Here is a 20,218-nt window from a genome sequence, read left to right as displayed (position 1 = left end):
TTTATTGTTATTCGGCGCTTGCAGTCGGCACCAGGATGTCGCGGTTGCCGTTCGACTGCATCGGCGACACCATGCCGTTCTGCTCCATTTGCTCGATCAGGCGGGCGGCCCGGTTGTAGCCGATGCGCAGGTGACGCTGCACCAGCGAGATCGAGGCCTTGCGGTTCTTGAGCACGACCTGCACCGCCTGGTCGTACATGGCGTCGGATTCGCCGCCGCCCTCGCCCGCCACCGCGCCGTCGGCGCCCCCTTCTTCCAGGGTGCCGCCTTCGAGGATGCCTTCAATATAATTGGGTTCGCCCTGCTCCTGCAGATGTTTTACAACTCGATGCACTTCGTCGTCCGACACGAAGGCGCCGTGCACGCGGATCGGCAGGCCGGTGCCGGGCGGCATATAGAGCATGTCGCCCATGCCCAGCAAGGTCTCGGCGCCCATCTGGTCGAGAATCGTGCGCGAGTCGATCTTGGACGAGACCTGGAACGCGATGCGGGTCGGAATGTTGGCCTTGATCAGGCCGGTGATCACGTCGACCGACGGGCGCTGGGTCGCGAGAATCAGGTGGATGCCGGCAGCGCGCGCCTTCTGGGCAATACGCGCGATCAGCTCTTCCACCTTCTTGCCGACGACCATCATCAGGTCGGCCAGTTCGTCGATGATGATGACGATGGTCGGCAGTTTTTCCAGCGGCTCGGGCGCGTCCGGCGTGATCGAGAACGGGTTCGGGATGTGTTCCTCGCGCTTGGCGGCGTCGAGGATCTTGCCGTTGTAGCCGGCCAGGTTACGCACGCCCAGCTTGCTCATGAGCTTGTAGCGGCGTTCCATTTCGTTGACCGCCCAGTTCAGCGCGTGGCCGGCCTGGCGCATATCGGTCACCACCGGCGCCAGCAGGTGCGGAATACCTTCGTAGACCGACATCTCCAGCATCTTCGGGTCGATCAGGATCAGGCGCACATCGGCCGGATCGGCTTTATACAGCAGCGACAGGATGGTGGCGTTGATGCCAACCGATTTACCCGAACCGGTCGTGCCCGCCACCAGCAGGTGCGGCATCTTGGCCAGGTCGGCCACCACCGGCTTGCCGGCGATGTCCTTGCCCAGGGCCACGGTCAGGCTCGAGGCGCTATCGCCATACACCTTGGAACCGAGGATCTCGGTCAGGCGCACGATCTGCCGCTTCGGATTCGGCAATTCGAGGGCCATATAGTTCTTGCCGGGGATGGTCTCGACCACGCGGATCGAGGTCAGCGACAGCGAACGCGCCAGGTCGCGCGCCAGGTTGACGATCTGGCTGCCCTTGACGCCGGTGGCCGGCTCGATCTCGTAGCGAGTGACGACCGGGCCCGGATAGGCGGCCACGACCTTGGCTTCGACGCCGAAGTCGGACAGCTTCTTCTCGATCAGGCGGCTGGTGAATTCCAGCGTCTCGACCGCCACCGTCTCTTGCGCCGCCGGCGCATCGTCCAGCAGGGCCAGCGGCGGCAGGCCGGTGTCGCCGTTGATGTCCTGGAACAGCGGCGACTGGCGCTCCTTCTCGGCGCGCTCGGATTTCGGCACGCTGACCATCTGCGGCTCGATCTTGATGGTGGGCGCCACCGCCTGGGCCGATGCCAGCGGCGCTGGAGCAGCAGCCGGCTTTGGCGCCGGCGGCGTGATCTCCAGCGACGGCTCGGTCTTCACGACCGGGATCGGCTTGTCCGCATGCTTTTCGGTGAACTTGGCGCGCTCGTTGACCACCACTTCGTCGCGCTTGACGGCGGCGGCTTCGCCGTGGCGGCGGTCCTCGATGTCTTCCATGCGCAGGCGGAACCAGTCGATGGTGCCATCGAACACGGCGCCGATGCGCTCGGCCACGTTCAGCCACGACACCTGGAAGAACAGCGAAAAGCCCAGGAAGAACAGCAGCAGCAGGAGCAGGGTCGCGCCGGTCGAGCCGAAGGCGACGTGACTGGCGTGGCCGATCAGCTGGCCCAGCACTCCGCCCGGGGCGCGCGGCAGCTCGACGTCCCACGACCACATGCGCAGGTATTCCAGGCCGACGCTGCCGGCGAACATCAGGGCGAAGCCGATCCAGCGCACGTACATCTCGCCGTGGTGCGGTTCCTCCACCTTGGCGCCGAGCTTGTCGGTGAGCCGGCGCCAGCCGCGCCAGACCTGGCGCAGGAAGATCACGCCCCACCACCAGGCCGAGAAACCGAATATGAACAGCAACAGGTCGGACAACCAGGCGCCGGCGCGCCCGCCCAGGTTGGCGATGCGCGGCACGACGTTGGCGTGCGACCAGCCGGGATCGAGCTTGCTGTAGCTGAGCAGGATCAGGACGAAATACAGGAAGGCGACGGCGCCGGCGATCCAGCGCGCCTCGGACAGCAGGCGCGCGAGGCGGCCCGGCAGCGGACGGCGGGCGGCGGCGCTGGCCTGGGTGCGGGTGTATCCGGAGGTGCTGGCTTGGCTATTCTTGCTCATTACAGGTACTGCGGAAGTAAGTACTATCGACGATCCGCCCATTCTAAGCGATATACGGCCGTGTTGCCCCTACGATTCATGCACATCTGCATGATCGACTATAATCGGCGCTCTTCGGACACCCTCTGGCAGACCCTGGTGGCCCTTGATTCCTGTCAGGCCGCCCCCAATTGCCGTGTGTCCATATAACAACCACGTGAAGCAAAGAGCGCCGCCATGACTACTACCAAACACGCCAAAGTCCTCATCCTCGGTTCCGGTCCGGCCGGCTACAGCGCCGCGGTGTACGCCGCCCGCGCCAACCTGAAGCCGATGCTGGTGACCGGCGTCGAACAGGGCGGCCAGCTGATGACCACCACCGACGTCGAGAACTGGCCGGGCGATCCGCTGGGCGTGCAAGGTCCGGAACTGATGCAGCGCCTGCTGCAGCATGCCGAGCGCTTCAACACCGAGATCGTGTTCGACCACATCCACACGACCTATTTGAACGAAAAGCCGATTCGCCTGGTGGGCGACAGCCACACCTTCACCTGCGACGCCCTGATCATCGCCACCGGCGCCTCGGCCCAGTACCTGGGCCTGCCGTCGGAACAGGCCTTCATGGGCCGCGGCGTGTCGGCCTGCGCCACCTGCGACGGTTTCTTCTACCGCAACCAGGAAGTCGCGGTCATCGGCGGCGGCAATACCGCGGTCGAGGAAGCCCTGTACCTGGCCGGCATCGCCTCGAAAGTCACCCTGATCCACCGCCGCGACAAGTTCCGCGCCGAGCCGATCCTGGTCGACCGCCTGATGCACAAAGTCAGCGAAGGCAAGATCGTGCTGGAGCTGAACCAGACCCTGGACGAAGTCCTGGGCGACCAGAGCGGCGTGACCTCGCTGCGCCTGAAGTCGGCGGTCGACGGCGCCACCAAGGAACTGAACGTGCACGGCCTGTTCGTGGCGATCGGCCACAAGCCGAACACCGGCATCTTCGAAGGCCAGCTCGAGATGCACAGCGGCGGCTACCTGGTGACCAAGTCGGGCCTGGAAGGCATGGCGACGGCGACCAGCGTGCCGGGCGTGTTCGCCGCCGGCGACGTGCAGGATCACATCTATCGCCAGGCGATCACCAGCTCGGGCACCGGCTGCATGGCCGCGCTCGATGCCCAGCGCTACCTGGAAGCGCTGGAGGACGATCCCAAATAAGCGACGTTAAGTAATCAACGCAACAAGAAGGTAGCAAAGCGATGGCGGGCATGAAGGATTTCGGCGAGCTGAAAGGCTTGCGCGACCGGCTCAAGGAAGAAGAGCGCGTGCGCGCCATCGAGCAGGCCGAACGCGAGAAGCGCGAGCGCATCGCGCGCGAGCGGGCGGTCGAATTCCGTACGTCGATGGAAGGAGTGCACAAGCTGCCCGAATCCGACCGCTACGTGCACCGCCCGGTGTACGTGGCGCCCAGCGCCGCTCGGGCGCGCGCGCAACTCTCCCCCGAGGAAGAAACGGCGGACGTGCTGCGCGCCTCGATGTCGGATGAACTGTCGGACCTGTTCGACGTCGAGGGCATGCTCGACGAAGACCCGTCCATGAGCTATGCGCGCGACGGCGTCGGCCCCGACGTCGTGAAAAAGCTGCGCAAGCGCCACTGGCCGATCCAGGACGAACTCGACCTGCACGGCCTGACCCGCGACGGCGCGCGCGACGCCCTCACCGATTTCCTGCACCGCGCCAATCGGCGCGGGGTGCGCTGCGTGCGCATCATCCACGGCATCGGCTACGGTTCGCCCAAGGGCGAGCCGGTGCTGCGCAGCATCGTGCACAGCTGGCTGGTGCAGAAAAACGAAGTCATCGCCTTCTGCGCCGCCGGCCGCACCGACGGCGGCCATGGCGCCCTGATCGCCCTGCTGCGCCCTGCCCTGCACGATTGATGTTGCGCCAGATAGACGCTGGCGACCGGCTCGTGTGACAATCAGCCGTTTCACAGTTGCAATTTGTCCAGAACTCGTCCGTTAATTGTAGAATGCCTCGACGCCGGACATGCCGGCCGATCGACAAAGGGGATGTGTATTGAAGGCAACGCAAGCAGTTCCAATGGAACATGGACGGCAGGTCGACCTGTCATCCTGTGCTGACGAGCCTATCCATATTCCCGGCTCGATCCAGCCGCACGGCGCGCTGCTGTTCTTCCAGGATGATGGTCAGCTCGAAGGCTGGAGCGGGAACGTTCCGGCCTTGCTCGGTGTCGTCCCCCAGCTGGGCGCGTCGTATACCGCGCTGGCGCTGCCGCAGGCGGCGGTCGAAGCGATCGCCGACTGCATCGCCGCGCGCGACGACGAAGACGCCGCGCCGCTGGCCGCCGGCCTCACCATCGGCGAGGCTGAATACGACTGCGTTGTGCACGCGCAGCACGGGCGCATCCTCGCCGAATTCGAGCTGCGCGAGACGTCGAGCGAGGAAGTGTCGCGCTTCGCCATCAAGGCGCATGGCCTGATCGACCGCCTGCGCCGCCAGAAGACCATCGACGCCCTGCTCGCATCCGCCGTCCAGCAGGTGCGCGAATTCACCGGTTTCGACCGCGTGATGGCCTACCGTTTCCGCCCCGACGACAGCGGCGACGTGGTGGCCGAGAGCCGGCGCGACGACCTGGTGCCGTATCTCGGCCAACGATACCCTGCCGGGGATATCCCCGCCCAGGCGCGCCGCCTGTACACGCTCAACACCCTGCGCGTGATCGCCGACATGGACTACAACGCGGTGCCGCTGCACGGCGCGCCGGGCGCCGCGCCGCTCGACATGAGCTTCGCGGTGCTGCGCAGCGTGTCGCCGGTGCACGTCGAGTACCTCAAGAACATGCATGTGCGCGCGTCGATGAGCGTGTCGATCGTGATCAACGGCCGCCTGTGGGGCCTGATCGCCTGTCATCACATGTCGCCCAAGCTGGTGCCCTATGCGGTGCGCATGGCGGCCGACGTGCTGGCCCAGGTGATGGCCTCGACCATCCACAGCATCGAAGCGCGCGAGGACGCGACGCTGGCCGAGCAGTCGGCCCGGGTGCGCACGGCCCTGGTCGAATCGCTGCTGCTCGACGACGATCCGCTCGACGCCCTGGGCCGGCACGCCGGCGCGCTGATGGCGGCATCCGGATCGCAGGCGATGATCGCCACCCAGCACGGCAAGATCGCCGCCTACGGCGAGCTGCCGGAGGAGCTGGCGCGGGCCATCGTCGATTCGCTGCCCGAGAACGAGCACGACCTGGTGGTGCGCGAAATGGTGGCCGATTGGGCGCCGGCGCTGCGGGAGCGGCTCGGCAAATGGGCCGGCATGCTGGCCCTGCCCTTCGATCCGCTGGGCCAGGGTTGGTGCATCATGTTGCGCGTCGAACAGATCGACACCGTGGCCTGGGGCGGCCGCCCCGACAAGATCGTGGCGCTCGGCCCGCTGGGCGAGCGCCTGACGCCGCGCGGCTCGTTCGACGCCTGGCACGAGACCGTGCGCGGCTGCGCCCATCCATGGGAAACGAACGTGCTTGCCAATGCGCGCCTGACCCTGGCCGAACTGGTGCGCGCGGTGAATGCGCACCGCTCGCAGACCGAGGCCACGCGCGCGCAGCTGCTGGCCATGCTCGGCCACGACCTGCGCGACCCGCTCCATTCGATCAATATGGCCGGCATGGTGCTCGAACGCACCGGCTCCGCCGGCAGCGGCAACCAGCCCACGCTGGCCAAGCGCATCCAGTCGTCGACCAACCGCATGCAGCGCATGATCAGCCAGGTGCTGGACATGAGCCGCATCGACCGCGGCATGGGCCTGGGCGTGACGCTCGAGCCGGTCGACCTCAAGGCCCTGCTGGTCGACCTGATGGACGAGGCGCGCCTGGCCTATCCCACGATCCCGCTCGACCTGATCTGCGACGACGCCGCGACGGTGAACGCCGACAGCGGCCGCCTGGCGCAGGTGCTGTCCAACCTGCTGAGCAATGCGCGCCACCATGGCGAGCCGGGCAAGCCGGTGACCGTCTGCCTGAGGGCGCGCGATGGCGAAGCCTCGGTCGCGGTGAGCAATGCGGGCGCGCCGCTCCCGCCCGAGACGGTGGCGACGCTGTTCAATCCCTTCAAGCGCGCCTCGCTGAACAATCCGCGCAACCGCACCGGCATGGGCCTGGGGCTGTACATCGCGCAGCAGATCGTGCGCGAGCACAGCGGCGAGATCGCCTACCGCCACGAGGACGGACGGGTGGTATTTACCCTGCGCCTGCCGCTGGCCGGCGCCTGATCAGCGCCGCACCTCCTTGACCAGCGTCGGCAAGGTCCAGCCGCCACCAGCGGCGATGCCACGGCACATGCCGGTCGTGCTTGACGCCGTGTGCACGAAACGCCGGCCGTCCCACACCCATTCGTCGTGGCCCCAGCAGTCGCCGATGCCGCGCCCCTTGTGCGCCGCGCCGATGACGCCCTTGTCGTAGTCGGTGCCCGATTGCGTCACCAGTTGCGGGGAGAACGGTGGCTTGCGATTGGCGACCCAGTAGCCGTGCCCTTCGTTGTAGGCGCCGCGCCAGCAGCGCGCCGAGACCAGCATCGTCGTCGACGTGAGCGGCGCGTAAGCGAACTTGCTCACGCCGGTGGCGATTGCCTCGAGGTCGCCACAGTCCTCATTGCCGGCGGTCTTGCGCAACGTCGCCAGCAGGATCCGTTCGTCTTCCTTGCCTGGCGGCGCCAGTTCGCCAGCCGGGACCGGCGCCGCCGTGACGACCGGCGCCGGCAGCGGCGGCAATACATCGCGTTCCGGCCTGCCGCCCTTGCGCATGGCCGCGCCCGGCGTGCCCAGACGCCCCTGGAATTCATCCATCTTGAGCAGGACCGCCGACGCGCCCTTGCCCGACAAGCTCCAGGTGCGTCCGCCCGCGCGCCAGGCGACCTTGCCGCTGCCAGCCACCGCGCGCAGCAGCGCCTCGGTCTGGGAGGCGCTCAGGCTGCCGATCGACTCGTCGCCTTTGAGCTCGACCGTGCCGAGCGCGCGGCCGTCGACCTGCATCGCCAGCGTCGCGGGCAGGTCGATGCCGTCATCGGCCTCGCCGAGCCGCAACCTGCCGACGAATGGCGCGCCCGGGCCGGACCTGCGTTCGAGCAGGACGGACAGCGGAGGATGGCGGCCGTCCTCCGCGTGGTAACCGGCGGCGCGGCAGGTGCGGGTATTGTCGCAGACGAGTTCCCAGTCGTGGTGCTGGAAGGACAGTTGCGGCAGGCCGGCCGCATGCAGCGGCATGGCGCAGTTGGCGGCGGCCAGGGCCGCCATCGGGATCAAGGCGAGGCGCATGCGCGAAGCGTCTTTCTGTCGTCGTTGGCAGGGGCGCAGATTTACCTTACGTAACTCTGCGGGCGCATGGTAGTCTAACAACACTTCCCGCTTCCTGCTGCTGCATGACCCTCATCAAGTTCATCGAAATCATGGCGATCCTGGTCGGCGCGTTTTCCGGCTTCATCGAGGCGCGACGCAAGCGCATGGACCTGGTCGGGGTGTTCACGGTCGCCTTCATCACGGCTTTCGGCGGCGGCACACTGCGCGACATCCTGCTCGACAAGCGTCCCCTGTTCTGGGTCACCCACCAGGAGTATGCGATCGCGATCTTCGTGCTGGCGCTGGTGGCCTCGCCGCTGATCCGCACGCTGCGCCAGATCGTGTCGGAACGCCTGATCGTGGTGGCCGACGCGGTGGGACTGGGACTGTTCTCGATCGCCGGGACCTCGGCGGCGCTGGCGGCCGAGATGCCGATCTTCATCGCCTCGATGATGGGCGTGATCACCGGGATCTTCGGCGGCGTGCTGCGCGACATCGTCTGCAACGAAGTGCCGATGGTGTTCCGCGACGGCAAACCGTATGCGATCTGCGCCTTCCTCGGCAACTGGCTGTTCCTGTTGATGGGTAAATACGGCATGTCGCACGACTTCGCGCTGTGGTCGAGCTGCCTGTTCATCAGTGGGCTCAGGCTGCTGACGTGGAAGTTCGATATGCGGATGGGACGTTGACGACACTGCCGCCCGGGTAGTTACGTGAGTTAATTCAGCTCAATCACTACCAATACCACAGTGCTATATTCGCGCTCTGCCAATGAGGAGGAGCGCGCGCCCCGTTCCGCACGGAAGAAACTCGTGCGACGAGCAAACAAGGGCTCGACACCGATCATGAGTCGCTCTTTCACCCTACGGCACCTCCATCGGATCTTGCTCGTCTTCATCAATCTGCTGTCCACGATTCCGGCTGTGGCAAGCGACATTCGCGAACCAGGAAGAGACACCAGCATCATCGGAGAGTGGGAAATAAAATCCGTGCTAGATTATGCGACTATCTCCGTCGGCGAAGATCAGGCAAGGTCCTTGATCGGCAAGGACCTGATTATCAGTAGGGAAAAGATCGAACTCGGCAGTCGGGTTTGCTCCGAATCGAGCTTCCTTGCCGAGAGCGTGGAAACGAATATCGAGCTCCGGGAAAATGCGCGTACAAACAACGATAGACTGCGCTTGCCCAATCCCGTTACCGTCGTGGAGCTGAGTTGCGCCTACGCCTACATCAGGAACAAGAACAGGATCGTCCTGGCCTGGAACGGTGTCTTCTTCGACGCCATTCGTAAAAAGTGGCCGGGACCAACTACCCTCCCCCGCCAACCCTCGACCGGCACCAGATAGACAAGCGACACCCTGCACCGCTTGTCCGTCCGCGGCCGACCAGCCAGCTTACACCGCGTCCGCGCCCGTCTCGCCGGTACGAATACGAATCACCTGCTCCACGTTCTGCACGAAAATTTTGCCGTCGCCGATCTTGCCGGTGCGCGCGGCCTTGATGATGGCGTCGACCACCTGCTCTGCCATCGGATCGTCCACCACCACCTCGATCTTCACCTTCGGCAGGAAGTCGACCACGTATTCGGCGCCGCGATACAGCTCGGTATGGCCCTTCTGGCGGCCGAAACCCTTCACTTCGGTGACGGTCAGGCCGGTCACGTTCACCTCGGCCAGCGCTTCGCGCACTTCGTCGAGCTTGAACGGCTTGATCACGCAGGTAATCTGTTTCATGGTGTTGGTCCTTTCAAATACCAGGGTTAATCGGGGATGTTCGCCAGGTCGTCCAGCCACACGGTGGCCTCGGAATCGGACGGCGCGCGCCAGTCGCCGCGCGGCGACAGCGAGCCGCCGTTGCCGACCTTCGGCCCGTTCGGCACGCAGGAACGCTTGAACTGGCTGGTCTTGAAGAAGCGGAACAGGAAGATCCCCAGGTTCCGCTTGATGGCGCCCAGGTCATACTGGTTGCGCGTGCCCAGTTCCTCGGGCCAGCGCCCAAGCTCCCTGTCCTGCCAGGCCGAATACGCGAGGAAGGCCGTCTTGCTCGGCTTGTAGCCGTAGCGCAGTGTGTAGAACAGGTTGAAGTCCTGCAGCTCGTAGGGGCCGATCCGGTCCTGCGTGCTTTGCGCAGGCTTGTCGTCATTTTCTCCTCCGGGCACCAGCTCGGGGCTGATCTCGGTGTCGAGGATGTCGAGCAGCACCTGCGCGCGGTCGCCGACCACACTGCCGGTGTCGGCCACCCAGCGCACCAGGTAGGAGATCAGGGTCTTGGGCACGCTGGCGTTGACGTTGTAGTGCGACATATGGTCGCCCACGCCATAGGTGCACCAGCCCAGCGCCAGCTCGGACAGGTCGCCGGTGCCGATCACGATCCCATTGTGGAAGTTCGCCAGGCGGAACAGGTGGTTGGTGCGCTCGCCCGCCTGCACGTTCTCGAACGTGATGTCGTACTCCGCCTTGCCCTCCACATAAGGGTGGCCGAGGTCCTTCAGCATCTGGATGCAGCTCGGGCGGATGTCGATCTCCTGCGCGCTGCAGCCCACCGCCGCCATCAGGTCGCGCGCCTGCCTGAGCGTGCGGCCGCTGGTGGCGAAGCCCGGCATCGTATAGGCCAGGATGTTCGTGCGCGGCAGGCCGAGACGGTCCATGGCTTTCGCGCACACCAGCAGCGCATGGGTCGAGTCCAGCCCGCCCGAGACGCCGATCACCACCTTCTGGATGCCGCTCGAGGACAGGCGCTGGATCAGGGCCTGCACCTGGATGTTGTAGACCTCCGTGCAGCGCTCGTCGCGCCGCGCGCGGTCGGCCGGCACGTAGGGGAAGCGCTCGATCGTGCGCATCAACGGCAGGGTGCGCTCCAACGGCAACTGGAGCTCGAAGCCGATGACGCGGAAGTTCGCGACCTCGGCGGCATGGCGCCGCACCGACTGGGCGAAGGTGGTCGCCTTCATGCGCTCGGTCGACAGGCGGTCCAGGTCCACGTCGGCGTAGATGATGTGCGAATCGTCGGCGAAGCGCTCGGACTCGGCCAGCAGCTCGCCTTTTTCGTAGATCAGCGACTGGCCGTCCCAGGCCATGTCGGTGGTCGATTCGCCGCGCCCGGCCGAGGTGTACAGATAGGCCGCCATGCAGCGCGCCGACTGCTGGCCGACCAACTGGTGGCGGTAGCCGCTCTTGCCCACCACGACATTCGAGGCCGACAGGTTGACCAGCACCGTGGCGCCGGCCATCGCCGCGAACGAGGATGGCGGCACCGGCACCCAGACGTCCTCGCAGATCTCGACGTGGAAGCGCAGCAGCGGCAGGTTGGCCACCTCGAACAGCAGGTTCGGGCCGAACGGCACCAGCGCGCCGAACAGGTCGATCTGGTCCACCGCCGCGCAATCCGCGGGGGTGAACTGCCGGGATTCGTAAAACTCGCCATAATTAGGCAAGAAACTCTTTGGCACCACGCCTTGCACCTTGCCATTGGCGACCACCACGCCGCAGTTGAACAGCATGTGGTTGACCCGCAGCGGCATGCCGATGACCATGGCCAGCGGCAGCGTCCTTGACTCCTCGACGATGGCCGCCAGGCCCTCGAGGCAGGCATCGAGCAGCGCGCGCTGGTGGAACAGGTCGTCGCAGGTATAGGCGGACAGGCCGAGCTCGGGGAAGGCGACCAGCGCCGCACCCTGGCTTGCTGCCTGGCGCGCGAGCAGGATGGTCTGCAGGGCGTTGTATGCCGGGTCGGCGATCCGCACGCGCGGGATGGCCACCGCGACGCGGGCGAAATGGTGCGAATAGAGATTGAAGAATGGGCTGTTCATAAAATGATCTTCGCAGTGAGACAGGTCGAGGCTGCATCAGTGCCTGTCGTCACTCACCTCGTCAATGGAAGCAATTTTGAATTATCGCACGCATATCGTTTCCGATCTGTCCGAAGTAGGCCAGGCCTCCTGGGACGCACTGGTCCAGGCCCAGGCGGCGCCGACGCCGTTTCTCTCCTACGCCTTCCTGCATGCGCTGCACGCCTCCGGCAGCGCCTCGCCCGACACCGGCTGGCAGCCGCAATTCCTGCTGCTGTTCGACGAGCAGGATGCGCTGGCCGCCGCCCTGCCCCTGTACGTCAAGGGCCACTCGTATGGCGAATACGTGTTCGACTGGGCCTGGGCCGACGCTTATCAGCGCCATGGGCTCGACTATTACCCCAAGCTCCTGAGCGCGATCCCGTTCACGCCGGTGGCGGGCGCACGCCTGATGGCGCGCGATGCCGATGCGCGCGCGGCCCTGGTCGACGTGTTGTGCGCCACCCAGCGGGCGACCGAGGTTTCGTCGACCCATGTGCTGTTCCCTCCCGAGGATGAGGCGCAACAGCTGCGCGACGCCGGCTTCCTGCTGCGCAGCGGCGTGCAGTTCCATTGGCTCAACGGGGGCTACCGCAGCTTCGACGATTTTCTCGCCACCCTCGAGCAGAAGAAGCGCAAGAACATCCGCGCCGAGCGGCGCAAGGTGGCCGAAGCCGGCGTGACGCTGCGCCGGGTGCGCGGCGTCGACGCCACGCGCGAGGATTGGATGCTGTTCAACCGCTGTTACCGCAACACCTACCGCGAACACCACTCAACGCCCTACCTCAACCTGGATTTCTTCCTGCGCATCGGGGAAACGATGCCCGACAATATCCTGCTCGTGATCGCGCAGAAGGAAGGCCGCGCGATCGCGGCCTCGCTGGTGATCCACGACGCGGACACGCTGTATGGACGCTACTGGGGCGCGCTCGAGCATGTGGCTTGCCTGCACTTCGAGACGGCCTACTATCAACCGCTGGAATTCTGCATCGAGCAGGGCATCGCCACCTTCGAGGGCGGCGCCCAGGGCGAGCACAAGATGGCGCGCGGCTTCCTGCCCACCCGCACCTGGTCGGCGCACTGGCTGGCGCATCCGTCGTTCGCGGATGCGGTCGAGCGCTTCCTGGAGCGCGAGGCGGACGGGATCGACGACTACATGGATGAGCTGAACGAGCGCAATCCGTTCCGGGCGCGCTGACGGGCGAGCGCGCTGGCCGCGTGCGGCGAAGGTCCAATGGCGGCGCGCGCCCTGCGCGCCTATTCTGCGGAAATGCCTCGCCAGCGGACGAAGCGCGAAAGGAGCCCACATGAACCCCGAATTCAACGGTGTGATCGAACTCGACGTGCGCGACTCCACGCCGGACTGGGAACCGTTCCTGGCCCGGCGCGCGCCGCAGGGCGCGCCCAACGTGCTGGTCATCCTGTACGACGACACCGGTCTGGCGGCATGGGAGCCCTTCGGCGGGCGCATCGAGATGCCGGCGCTCAAGCGCCTTGCCGACGCCGGTCTGACGTACTCGCAATGGCATACGACGGCGCTGTGTTCGCCGACGCGCTCGTGCTTCCTGACCGGACGCAACCACCACCAGAACGGCTTCGCCACGATTTCCGAGGCCGCCAGCGGCTTCCCCGGCTATCACTCGCACGTGCCGCCGGAGTGCGCCACCATGGCCACGGTGCTGCGCGAGGCCGGCTGGAGCACCTTCTGGGTCGGCAAGAACCACAACGTGCCGGTCGACGAATGGACCATGGGCGCGTCCAAGAAGCGCTGGCCGCTGGCGATGGGCTACGACCGCTACTACGGCTTCATCGGCGGCGAAACCAACCAGTGGTATCCCGACCTGGCCGAGGACAACCACTACGTCGAGCCGCCCTACTCGCCGGAGGAAGGCTACCACCTGTCGAAGGACCTGGCCGACAAGGCGCTCGAATTCATCCGCGACTCGCGCCAGACCGAGCCGGACAAGCCCTGGTACCTGTGGTTCTGCCCGGGCGCCAACCACGCGCCGCACCACGCGCCCAGGGAATACATCGACAAGTACAAGGGCCGGTTCGACGACGGCTGCGAAGCCTATCGCGAATGGGCGCTCGCGCGCATGATCGACAAGGGCATCCTGCCGCAGGGCACCGCACTCACGCCGCTCAACCCGATGCGTGAAGACACGTTCAGCCAGCTCGACGCGGTGCGTCCGTGGGACACGCTGAGCGCCGACGAACAAGCGCTGTTCAGCCGCATGGCCGAAGTGTACGCCGCCATGTCCGAGTACACCGACGTGCAGATCGGCCGCATCGTCGACTACCTCGAGGAATCGGGACAGCTCGACAATACCCTGGTCATGTATTGCGCGGACAACGGGGCTTCCGGCGAGGGATCGCCGAACGGCTCGATCAACGAGGGCAAGTTCGCCAACGGCTTCCCAGACGACATCGGCCAGAACCTGGCGATGCTGGACCAACTGGGCACCCCGGCGACCTACAACCATTATCCGACCGGCTGGGCGGCGGCATTCTCGACCCCGTTCCGGATGTTCAAGCGCTACTCCTACCAGGGCGGCGTCGCCGACCCGCTCGTCATCTGCTGGCCCAAGGGCATCCGCGCGCGCGGCGAGGTGCGCCACCAGTACCATCACTGCACCGACATCGTGCCGACCATCCTCGAATGCTGCGGCGTGACGATGCCTGACACGGTCGACGGCGTGCCGCAGACGCCGCTGCCGGGCGTCTCGATGCGCTACTCATTCGATGACGTCGATGCTCCGACACACAAGGAAACCCAGTATTACGAGATGCTGGGCACCCGCGGCATCTGGCACCAGGGCTGGAAGGCGGTCACCGAACACGGCCCGTTCACCGACATCGGCAAGTTTGACCAGGATCGCTGGCAGCTTTTCCACACGGACGAAGACCGCTCCGAAGCGCACGACCTGGCCGACCAGCACCCGGAAAAAGTCGGGGAGATGGCCGCGCTCTGGATGAGCGAGGCGAAGAAATACCATGTGCTGCCGCTGTCCGACCTGGGCGTCATGGGCATCCTCAAGATGGAATTCAAGCCGCCCGTGCCGCCCAGCCGGCAGTATGCCTATTACCCGGGCACCAGCACCGTGCCGGAACACTCCGCCGCCAATACCCACGGCGTCTCGTTCAAGGTGCTGGCGGATGTCGAGTTCACCGCCGACAGCCAGGGCATCCTGTTCGCCCACGGTTCACGCTTCGGCGGGCATGCGCTGTACGTCAAGAACGGTAAGCTCATCTATGTCTACAACTTCCTCGGCATCCCTCCCGAGCAGCGCCTGGTCGGCGACGCGCCCCGCTCCGGCAAGCACGTGGTCGGCGTCGAGTTCATCAAGGAGAGGATGGGCGAATACAAGGAATCGTATGGCCCGGCGCGCCTGTACGTCGACGAACGGATCGTGGCCGAAGCGCCGATCCGCACGATGACGGGCCACTTCGCCATCACCGGCGAGGGCCTGTGCATCGGCTACGATTCGGGCGACGGCGTGTCGAACGATTACCGGCCCAAGTTCGCATTCTCGGGCGGCAAGATCAACAAGGTCGTGTTCGACGTCGGCGCCGACCTGTACGTCGACGTCGAGACGCACCTGGTCGCCGCCATGGCGCGCGACTGAGCCCGTTCGCCGGACCGGGAAGCCCGGCTTAGCGCTGCTTGTTGGTGACGTTGATGAAGTCCGACTTGCGGATCATCCCGTGCACGCCCTTGGTGCCGTCGACGACCTGGCTCACCTGGAAGTCCGAGGCGGCGCTCAGGTAGGCGAAGGCGGTGGCGCGGTCCATGCCCAGCACCTCGGTCAGGAAGCGGATCGATTCGCGCACCGCGTCCTTCATCGCTTCGTCGAGGTCGGGATTCAGGCCGATGGTCACCCAGTGCTCCGGCGTCTCGCCCATCGGACGGGTCAGGCTGCCGGAGCTCGACGGAATGTCGGCGTCGCCCTTCTTGAGCAGGGTGATGCGGAAGGTCGGACGCAGCGAATGCTCGAGCGCGGTCAGCGCGACTTCGCCGTCGCCCTGCACCATGTGCGGGTCGCCCGTATAGAAGTTGGCGCCCTTGACCAGCACCGGGAAGTAGACGGTGGTGCCGACGCCCAGGTCGTTGATGTCCATATTGCCGCCGTGCAGACCCGGCGGAACCGAATGCACCTTGTCGGTGGTCGCCGCGGCCACGCCCATCGTGCCCATGAACGGCGCGGTCGGGAACGTCACCTCGGTGCCGTCCTTGGTCTTCATCACGCCCTCCCATTTGCCGTCCTTGTCGCGGCGGATCGGGGTGAACACCGACACGTTGTGGTAGGCGGACGGGTTGGCCGCCGAGGCGTTCGCCAGCGGCTTCGGCGTCTCGGGGAACTCGCCCGGCAGCGCGCCCTTGCCGTGGCGGTTCGACACGACGCCATACGGCACGCGCGGCACCGCCGACAGCAGTTCCACCTTCAGCACGTCGCCCGGTTCGGCGCCCTGGATCTCGACCGGTCCGGTCACGATGTGCGGGCCGTCCTTGTAGAAATCATGGGCCATGTTCGAGCCGGTGATGGCGACCGCGTCCTTGAGCACCATATTCGCCGGAATGCCCTTGCTGCCGAAATACTTGACCGGATCGCGGCCCTGGTCTTCCACCAGGCCCTCGTGCGACAGCGTATCGAACACGATCGTGGCGCCCGATGGAATCGACAGCACCGGCTTGGTCGCCGCATTCGGCAGATAGCCCCACTGGATCGTTTCCACGGTCGACGGCACGTAATAGACCTCATGCTGCGTGCCGGGCAGGACGATGCGGCCGGGCTTGTCGGCCAGCGGTTGCAAGGGGAAGCCCGCATCGGCCGCTTGTGCGGATGCGGCAAGCGGGGCCATGCCTGCGATGGCGAGTGCGGTCAGAAGGAAGGTGGTGCGAAACTTCATGGTGGCTCCAAAGTAGAACTGTTTAGCAAGAACCTGCTAAACAGCAACAATCATGCCAAACCATTTCAGAGCTTTCTTGCGGAAAACGCACTATGGCAGTGCACTACCTGTGTCATCAAACGGCGAAGTATTCCAATACGATGCACATTCGTCTATACAAATACGTCGGGGTTGCGATAAATGATACCGATGAAAAAAAAGCTGGTCCGCGGTACGGATCCAGCTTTTCATGCATGCCGCCGACGATCTCGCGGCAGTCGTATTTAGTTCCAGCCTCCCGCATTGCTGCGGAAATTTTCCTGGAACGGCTTGCCGGCCTCAGCCTGCTTGCGAATGATGCTCCTGGCGCGGCTGCCGGCGGCAGCGACGAGGGCATTGACGATCTTTTTCACGTTCTGACTCCTGGATTGCACCGCCGGCAACGACGGCGCCTACGATAACGATGGCTATGCAAGCGTTATATAGGCGACCCAGCGGAACTTCCAATTCTGAGTAGCAATATCAGACATCAGCTTCGTGAATGTTAATCGAGTTGCCTCCATAGCCAACTATGGATCCCATCGAGCGAGCGGAATTCGGACACGGAGCGGCAGGCGATACCAGGGTGGCGCGCTTGCAACATGCGCGCCAGCGCGGCGCCCGGCCCCAGTTCGAGCGCGACCGTCACCCCCGCTTCCTGGCAGGCATCCATGCAATCCTTCCAGCGGATCGGCTCGGCGATCTGGCGCGGCAGCTCTCGCATCGCCTTTTTCACGTCGATGACCGGTTCGGCCGAGATGCCGGACAGGACCGGACAGGCGGGCGCCGCCCAGCGCTGGCTTTCCAGCAGCGCCGCGAACGGCGCCACGGCATCCCGCAGCAGCGGCGTATGCGAGGCTACTGCCACCGGCAGCAAGGTGGCGCGCCCGCCGGACGCCAGGGCAGCCCCCGCCAGCGCCTCGCCCTGGGCGGCGGGGCCGCCCGCCACCAGCGCATCGTCACCGGTCACGATCGCGGGATAAAAGCCGAAACGGGCCAGCAGATCCGCCACGCTCCCATCCGGCATGCCGGACAGCGCGACCATCGCCTGCGCCGCCCCGCCTTCCAGGCAGGCGTCCATCACGCGCGCGCGCTCGATCGCCAGCGTCACCGCCTCAACCGGATCGAGCGCGCCGGCGACGCCATAGGCCGACAATTCGCCGATGCTGTAGCCGGCCACCAGCGCCGGTTCCGGCAGCCGGGCGCGCAAGGCGGTCCACATCGCCAGGGTCGCCGCGACGATGGACGGCTGCGCGACGCGGTTGGTAAACCGTTCTTCGCTCTCCACCGCAGCGCGCAGCAGCGGCGCCAGCTGCGGGTCGCCGAACCATGCGTCCAGCAGGCGGCTGGCGCCAGGGTCCAGGCGCGCCAGCTCGAACATGCCGGCATGCTGGGCGCCCTGCCCCGGGCACAGGATGGCGAGCCGTCCCGCCATGCTAGTTCACCGTCACGGCCTGCAGCAGGCAGGCGGCGCCCAGCAGGTCGGCCGCGCCGCCCGGCGACAGGCGGCTGGCGACGAAGGCGCGGTGACAGGCCAGCGCCCGCGCTTCCCAGTCGGGGCTCGCGGTGCCGCCGCATGCGACAAAGGCGCGCGCGCGGCGCCGCACGCCCAGGGCGCCTTCGATCCCGCCGCGGTGATAGACATTGGTGTCGCTGATGTGGGCCATCAGGGCGAACAGCGCATCGATGCGCGCCTCGCGCATGCCGCGGCCCTCGGCCAGCGTGCGGCGCAGCGCCGGCAGGCCGACCGCGAACACCGAGGGAAAGCCGCGCGCGCCCTCCTCGCGCGCGCCGCTGGCGGCGTAGGCCAGCCGCGCCTGGGCGCCGTTCGAGGCGGCGCCGGCGTCGATGCTGTGGGCGCCGAGCTCACGGCCCCAGCATTGCAGCAGCATGGCCTGCACCGCGGCCGCCGTCAGCGGGACGCCGCGCGCACGACAGCGCCCGATCGCGGCGCACAGCATGCCGAGACAGAAGATGGCGCCGCGGTGGGTGTTGATGCCGGCGGTGGCGCGCAGCATGCGCGCTTCGGCATCGATGCCGAGCCGCTTGAGCGCGTGGAACGGCGCGTCATCCACGCCGGCCCGGGTGATGTCCAAAAAATAGCGGCGCAGCGCGAACATGCTGCGCATGAAGGTCGCGGCCGTCATGTCGGCGTGGCTGCCGTTGTCGACGAGAGAGACCAGGCCCGGTTTCGGATACAGGACCAGTTCGGCGTACAGGCTGCGCACGGCCAGGCGCGCCAGGCCCTGGGCAAAGGTGCGCGCGCCGGCGGCAACCGGCAAGTGCGGCGCCGGCGTCGGGTGCAGGGCGATCAGTTCGGGCACGTCTCTTCCTCCAGCGTCGCGATCAGTTCTTCGGGCAGCACCAGCGCGATCCGGTGCAGTCCCTTGGTCAGCACCCGCGTGCCGGGGGCGCCGGCAAACGCCGCGCGCAGCTCCTTCCAGGCCACCGCGCGGCCGTCGGGAAACACCACTTCGCCATCGAGCGGCAGGATGCCCGCGTGCCAGGCCAGCAGGTCCAGCCCCTTCATCAGCTGGCGCCGGCTGGTGGGCTGCAGCAGCACGTCGATGTCGGAATGCGGCGTCAGGTAGTACTGGCCGGTCAGCGCCGCCAGCGCCACCGAGCCATACACCGCCAGGCTCACGCCGGCGTCGGCGGCCTGGCTTTCGAGCAGGGCCAGGCTGTCGCGCCACTGCTCCGGCACCGCGTCCAGGGCCGCGACCAGCGGCAAGGCGCGCGTGCGCCGGCCAATATCGGACAGCTCGACCCGGCAGCCGAACTTCAGCTTGCCGCCCTCTTCAAGGCGCGGCGGCAGCGGAAAGCCGATCGCCACCTCGTTCGCCGCCATCCCGGCCTCGGCGCGCCGCACCACGGCCGGCCAGCCGCCGTCGCGCCAGCGCTCGAGCGCGGCCAGCGCCGCCTCCGGCGCGCCGGCGCGCACGCGCTGCCAGCCGCGGTGCGTCAGCCACACCAGGTCATGCCGCGCGAACATGGCCGCCACTCCTGACCGCCTCGGCCACCGGCTGCGCCATCAGGCGCCCGCCGCGCTCGCGTCCCAGCGCCATGCGCCGGTCTTCATCCGTGGCGTCGCGCAGCGCGCGCACCAGCTGCGCGGCAAGATCGTCTTCCCAAATGCCGTGCAGGCCGCCCATGCGCAGGTAGTTTTCGGGGCCCGGCGCGAACACCGGATTGTCCCGAGCCAGCTCGGTCAGGCGTTCTTCGGGCACCTTGGTGATGCGCGCCATCGCCGGGAGACCCATCACGCGGATGGTCGACTGCGGCAGCGCATAGCAGGCGCTCGCGATCAGGCCGCTGGTGATGAAACCGCCCGACAGCGCCTGGTCGTACACCAGGCCGATCACCGTATGCCCCTGGCGGCGCGCCAGGTCGACGCACTTGCCCAGGTGGGCCATGAAGCTGTTAATGCCCAACATCTCGTCGCGATGGCGCAGGCGCTGCCCCTGCGTATCGACCAGGATCAGGATCGGCCGTCCCGGATGCTCCCGCACGGTCTGGAGGATCGCCTGCGCCTGGGCCAGCGCGATCTCGATGCCGATCGGCGTGTGGCCGGTGGTGCCGATCACGGCGACCGGCTGGCCGTCGACCTGCGCCGTGCCCGATAAAAAGTTGTCGCGTTCGACGATCTCATGACCGCCCGGGAAAAGCTGGGTTGTAAGTAGTTGCCAATCCAT

Annotated in this window: 17 protein-coding genes; 7 read left to right on the top strand and 10 right to left on the bottom strand. The window is 66.5% G+C overall.

Going from position 1 to position 20,218, the window contains the following annotated elements; translation table 11 throughout:
* Positions 1 to 7: 7 nt before the first annotated feature.
* Entirely contained in the window at positions 8 to 2,464 is a 2,457-nt protein-coding gene (locus tag KY496_RS27340; RefSeq protein ID WP_219863521.1) for a DNA translocase FtsK, read from the bottom strand.
* 216 nt (positions 2,465 to 2,680) lie between these two features.
* Between KY496_RS27340 and trxB the strand changes: the two genes are divergently transcribed.
* The 3 genes from trxB (at position 2,681) to KY496_RS01315 (ending at position 6,712) form a co-directional block, all read left to right on the top strand.
* On the top strand, positions 2,681 to 3,649 hold the full coding sequence (gene trxB / locus KY496_RS01325; RefSeq protein WP_005669574.1) for a thioredoxin-disulfide reductase: 969 nt from the start codon (positions 2,681 to 2,683) through the stop codon (positions 3,647 to 3,649).
* Positions 3,650 to 3,690: 41 nt separating this feature from the next.
* Positions 3,691 to 4,368 (top strand): Smr/MutS family protein, encoded by a 678-nt coding sequence (locus KY496_RS01320; RefSeq protein WP_005669573.1) that lies wholly within the window; start codon positions 3,691 to 3,693, stop codon positions 4,366 to 4,368.
* Between the two features lie 163 nt (positions 4,369 to 4,531).
* The gene (locus tag KY496_RS01315; RefSeq protein WP_219863520.1) at positions 4,532 to 6,712 is read left to right on the top strand and encodes an ATP-binding protein; all 2,181 of its coding nucleotides are present in this window, start codon (positions 4,532 to 4,534) and stop codon (positions 6,710 to 6,712) included.
* On the opposite strand, the gene KY496_RS01310 is transcribed toward KY496_RS01315, so the two are convergent.
* Entirely contained in the window at positions 6,713 to 7,753 is a 1,041-nt protein-coding gene (locus KY496_RS01310) for a DUF1176 domain-containing protein (protein ID WP_071363317.1), read from the bottom strand.
* Positions 7,754 to 7,857: 104 nt separating this feature from the next.
* On the opposite strand from KY496_RS01310, the gene KY496_RS01305 reads away from it, so the two are divergent.
* Both KY496_RS01305 and KY496_RS01300 read left to right on the top strand, forming a co-directional pair.
* A complete protein-coding gene (locus KY496_RS01305; protein WP_219863518.1) occupies positions 7,858 to 8,463 on the top strand; it encodes a trimeric intracellular cation channel family protein in 606 nt (201 codons plus the stop codon).
* 195 nt (positions 8,464 to 8,658) lie between these two features.
* Positions 8,659 to 9,120 carry a hypothetical protein gene (locus KY496_RS01300; RefSeq protein WP_143054610.1) on the top strand — a complete coding sequence of 154 codons (462 nt, stop codon included), beginning with the start codon at positions 8,659 to 8,661 and terminating at the stop codon, positions 9,118 to 9,120.
* A 48-nt stretch (positions 9,121 to 9,168) separates the two neighbouring features.
* Here the strand turns inward: KY496_RS01300 and KY496_RS01295 are convergent, their stop codons facing one another.
* Positions 9,169 to 9,507, bottom strand: a complete 339-nt coding sequence (locus KY496_RS01295) for a P-II family nitrogen regulator (protein WP_005669566.1) — start codon at positions 9,505 to 9,507, stop codon at positions 9,169 to 9,171.
* Between the two features lie 26 nt (positions 9,508 to 9,533).
* Positions 9,534 to 11,582, bottom strand: a complete 2,049-nt coding sequence (locus KY496_RS01290; RefSeq protein WP_219863516.1) for an NAD(+) synthase — start codon at positions 11,580 to 11,582, stop codon at positions 9,534 to 9,536.
* A 64-nt stretch (positions 11,583 to 11,646) separates the two neighbouring features.
* On the opposite strand from KY496_RS01290, the gene KY496_RS01285 reads away from it, so the two are divergent.
* Complete coding sequence (locus KY496_RS01285) at positions 11,647 to 12,798, top strand: GNAT family N-acetyltransferase (protein WP_219863515.1); 1,152 nt, start codon at positions 11,647 to 11,649, stop codon at positions 12,796 to 12,798.
* A 109-nt stretch (positions 12,799 to 12,907) separates the two neighbouring features.
* Positions 12,908 to 15,226: an arylsulfatase gene (locus KY496_RS01280; RefSeq protein ID WP_219863513.1), complete on the top strand. Its 2,319-nt coding sequence runs from the start codon at positions 12,908 to 12,910 to the stop codon at positions 15,224 to 15,226.
* A gap of 28 nt (positions 15,227 to 15,254) precedes the next feature.
* On the opposite strand, the gene KY496_RS01275 is transcribed toward KY496_RS01280, so the two are convergent.
* The 6 genes from KY496_RS01275 to mdcE all read right to left on the bottom strand — a co-directional run bounded on the left by KY496_RS01275 (position 15,255) and on the right by mdcE (position 20,218).
* Positions 15,255 to 16,508 carry an acetamidase/formamidase family protein gene (locus KY496_RS01275; protein WP_005669561.1) on the bottom strand — a complete coding sequence of 418 codons (1,254 nt, stop codon included), beginning with the start codon at positions 16,506 to 16,508 and terminating at the stop codon, positions 15,255 to 15,257.
* Positions 16,509 to 16,771: 263 nt separating this feature from the next.
* Positions 16,772 to 16,900 (bottom strand): hypothetical protein, encoded by a 129-nt coding sequence (locus KY496_RS27270; protein ID WP_267877515.1) that lies wholly within the window; start codon positions 16,898 to 16,900, stop codon positions 16,772 to 16,774.
* 131 nt (positions 16,901 to 17,031) lie between these two features.
* Positions 17,032 to 17,961, bottom strand: a complete 930-nt coding sequence (locus tag KY496_RS01270) for an ACP S-malonyltransferase (protein ID WP_219863511.1) — start codon at positions 17,959 to 17,961, stop codon at positions 17,032 to 17,034.
* A 1-nt stretch (position 17,962) separates the two neighbouring features.
* Entirely contained in the window at positions 17,963 to 18,850 is an 888-nt protein-coding gene (gene mdcB / locus KY496_RS01265) for a triphosphoribosyl-dephospho-CoA synthase MdcB (protein WP_219863509.1), read from the bottom strand.
* A complete protein-coding gene (mdcG, locus tag KY496_RS01260; RefSeq protein WP_219863507.1) occupies positions 18,838 to 19,518 on the bottom strand; it encodes a malonate decarboxylase holo-[acyl-carrier-protein] synthase in 681 nt (226 codons plus the stop codon). The genes mdcB and mdcG overlap by 13 nt, the downstream gene beginning before the upstream one ends.
* Complete coding sequence (gene mdcE, locus KY496_RS01255; RefSeq protein ID WP_005669555.1) at positions 19,502 to 20,218, bottom strand: biotin-independent malonate decarboxylase subunit gamma; 717 nt, start codon at positions 20,216 to 20,218, stop codon at positions 19,502 to 19,504. The genes mdcG and mdcE overlap by 17 nt, the downstream gene beginning before the upstream one ends.

The sequence above is a fragment of the Massilia sp. NP310 genome, from assembly GCF_019443485.1.
GTDB lineage: Bacteria > Pseudomonadota > Gammaproteobacteria > Burkholderiales > Burkholderiaceae_D > Telluria > Telluria timonae.
This window is presented reverse-complemented; position numbering and strand designations above follow the sequence as displayed.

Bases quoted from the DNA above. Each gene is read 5' to 3' on its own strand.
- KY496_RS27340 (WP_219863521.1), bottom strand. From the start codon at position 2,464: ATGAGCAAGAATAGCCAAGCCAGCACCTCCGGATACACCCGCACCCAG.
- trxB (WP_005669574.1), top strand. From the start codon at position 2,681: ATGACTACTACCAAACACGCCAAAGTCCTCATCCTCGGTTCCGGTCCG.
- KY496_RS01320 (WP_005669573.1), top strand. From the start codon at position 3,691: ATGGCGGGCATGAAGGATTTCGGCGAGCTGAAAGGCTTGCGCGACCGG.
- KY496_RS01315 (WP_219863520.1), top strand. From the start codon at position 4,532: ATGGAACATGGACGGCAGGTCGACCTGTCATCCTGTGCTGACGAGCCT.
- KY496_RS01310 (WP_071363317.1), bottom strand. From the start codon at position 7,753: ATGCGCCTCGCCTTGATCCCGATGGCGGCCCTGGCCGCCGCCAACTGC.
- KY496_RS01305 (WP_219863518.1), top strand. From the start codon at position 7,858: ATGACCCTCATCAAGTTCATCGAAATCATGGCGATCCTGGTCGGCGCG.
- KY496_RS01295 (WP_005669566.1), bottom strand. From the start codon at position 9,507: ATGAAACAGATTACCTGCGTGATCAAGCCGTTCAAGCTCGACGAAGTG.
- KY496_RS01290 (WP_219863516.1), bottom strand. From the start codon at position 11,582: ATGAACAGCCCATTCTTCAATCTCTATTCGCACCATTTCGCCCGCGTC.
- KY496_RS01285 (WP_219863515.1), top strand. From the start codon at position 11,647: ATGGAAGCAATTTTGAATTATCGCACGCATATCGTTTCCGATCTGTCC.
- KY496_RS01280 (WP_219863513.1), top strand. From the start codon at position 12,908: ATGAACCCCGAATTCAACGGTGTGATCGAACTCGACGTGCGCGACTCC.
- KY496_RS01275 (WP_005669561.1), bottom strand. From the start codon at position 16,508: ATGAAGTTTCGCACCACCTTCCTTCTGACCGCACTCGCCATCGCAGGC.
- KY496_RS01270 (WP_219863511.1), bottom strand. From the start codon at position 17,961: ATGGCGGGACGGCTCGCCATCCTGTGCCCGGGGCAGGGCGCCCAGCAT.
- mdcG (WP_219863507.1), bottom strand. From the start codon at position 19,518: ATGTTCGCGCGGCATGACCTGGTGTGGCTGACGCACCGCGGCTGGCAG.
- mdcE (WP_005669555.1), bottom strand. From the start codon at position 20,218: ATGGATTGGCAACTACTTACAACCCAGCTTTTCCCGGGCGGTCATGAG.